The organism is Pseudomonas mandelii, from assembly GCF_002251635.1.
In the GTDB taxonomy this organism is placed as follows: Bacteria; Pseudomonadota; Gammaproteobacteria; order Pseudomonadales; family Pseudomonadaceae; genus Aquipseudomonas; species Aquipseudomonas mandelii_B.
Window position 1 is genome coordinate 1 of the sequence record NZ_NMOJ01000220.1, and the last position, 2,169, is coordinate 2,169.

Sequence of the window (2,169 nt, forward strand, 5' to 3'; positions counted from 1 at the left end):
GNTTGAGGAGGACGTTTCATGAGCACAGCCTATCAAGAAGACATCAGCACCAACGTACTGCGCCGCATGAAAGAGGGCGGCTTCGACTTCTCGCGTTTTCACCCCATCGAGTTCTACGCCATTTTCCCGGACGAGGAGCGGGCACGCAGGGCGGCAGGGCAATACAAAGGTGAATCCTTGAACGCGCAGATCAGTGTGCGCGATGACGGCGCATGGGCGCTCGAACTGAGCAAAGTCATGTACGCCACCTACGATGACATCGGCGATTTCGAACAGGGTTTCGAGGCTGTGGTTGAGCCTCTGGGCGGCATCCTCGAAGGGTGGGGCGTCAAGCAGGAAGTACGAGGGCGACTCGCATAACGTTATGAACAGTGACAACGCTCAGCAACGGCTGACCTTCGGGTTGGCCGTTTTCGTTTGTGGCATCCGAAATATCCCCTCGGCAAAATTCTGAAACAAGAATCCCGGCGCAAAAAAAACCGCCTGAGCAGGCGGCTAAAGGGAAGTTCGGTCAGGTTTTGCAGCGGATGCGCGGATTATCCGCACCGCTGGCCGGGCAGTGAAATCAACTCTGACTATGCTGGTGATAGGCGACAACGTCGCCTTGCAATGAAGCGGGGGCGATCAGCTTGGGGCGTTTGCTGCACAGGATTGGTGCGGTGCAAACAGCGTGATTATCCAACTGATTGATAACAAAGCGTTTCTGCCGATGGCACGGGCCTTGCGAAGCCTAGATGTCCGGGTGACAAGGAGTACGGCATGATCCGCACCTATTTTGATGAGATGTACGATGCCGGCGGCCAGGTCCGCCCGCATTATCGGGAGTTTGCCCGTTGGCTGGCCGAGACGCCTGACGAGCTCTTGGCACAACGGCGACGCGAGGCCGATCTGTTATTTCATCGCGCCGGGATTACCTTCACGCTCTACGGTGATGAGCAGGGGACAGAGCGCCTGATTCCTTTCGATACCATCCCGCGCAGCATCCCTGCCAGCGAATGGAGCGTGATCGAGCGCGGCTGTATCCAGCGGGTCAAGGCGCTGAACATGTTCCTCGCCGACCTCTACCACGACCAGCGCATCATCAAGGCCGGCATCATCCCGGCCGAGCAGGTGCTGGCCAACGAGCAATACCAGNTGGCAATGCANGGCCTGGACCTGCACCGCGATATCTATTCGCACATCTCCGGNGTNGATCTGGTACGCGATGGCGACGGCACNTACTACGTGCTCGAAGACAACCTGCGCACCCCCAGCGGCGTGAGCTACATGCTCGAAGACCGCAAGATGATGATGCGGCTGTTCCCCGAATTGTTCGCGGCNCAGCGCATCGCGCCGATNGACCATTACCCCAACCTGCTGCTCGATACCCTCAAAAGCTCCAGCCCGCTGGATAATCCAAGTGTGGTGGTGCTGACGCCGGGCCGCTTCAACAGCGCGTTTTTTGAACATGCCTTCCTGGCCCGGGAGATGGGCGTGGAACTGGTGGAAGGCGCGGACCTGTTCGTGCGCGACGACAAGGTGTTCATGCGCACCACCGACGGCCCCAAGGCGGTGGACGTGATCTACCGNCGCCTCGACGACGCNTTCCTCGACCCGCTGGCCTTCAACCCTGATTCGATGCTGGGCGTGCCTGGCCTGCTCGCGGCATACCGCTCGGGCAATGTGGTACTGGCCAATGCGATCGGCACGGGGGTGGCGGATGACAAGTCGGTGTACCCCTTTGTCACGGACATGATCCGTTTCTACCTGGACGAAGAGCCGATCCTGAAGAACGTGCCGACGTTCCAGTGTCGCAATCCTTCTGAGCTTTCCCACGTGCTGGCCAATCTNCCNGAACTGGTGGTGAAGGAAACCCAGGGCTCCGGCGGCTACGGAATGCTGGTGGGGCCGGCGGCGACCGCGGCGGAAATCGAGTCGTTCCGCGCGCGGATCAAAGCCAAGCCCCACGCGTATATCGCNCAACCGACCCTGTGCCTGTCCACCTGTCCGACCTTTGTCGAAAACGGCATCGCGCCACGCCATATCGACCTGCGNCCGTTTGTATTGTCNGGCAAGGAAACCCGCGTNGTGCCCGGCGGTTTGACCCGTGTCGCCCTGCGTGAAGGCTCTCTGGTGGTGAACTCCTCCCAGGGCGGCGGAACCAAGGACACCTGGGTGGTCGAGGACTGA

General features: G+C 60.1%; 2 protein-coding genes. Both read left to right on the forward strand.

Annotated elements, in window-relative coordinates:
* Window positions 1-18 precede the first annotated feature (18 nt).
* Window positions 19-360, forward strand: a complete 342-nt coding sequence (locus tag B7L09_RS26895) for a ribonuclease E inhibitor RraB (protein ID WP_094471410.1) — start codon at window positions 19-21, stop codon at window positions 358-360.
* 399 nt (window positions 361-759) lie between these two features.
* Window positions 760-2,169, forward strand: a complete 1,410-nt coding sequence (locus B7L09_RS26900) for a circularly permuted type 2 ATP-grasp protein (protein ID WP_094471411.1) — start codon at window positions 760-762, stop codon at window positions 2,167-2,169.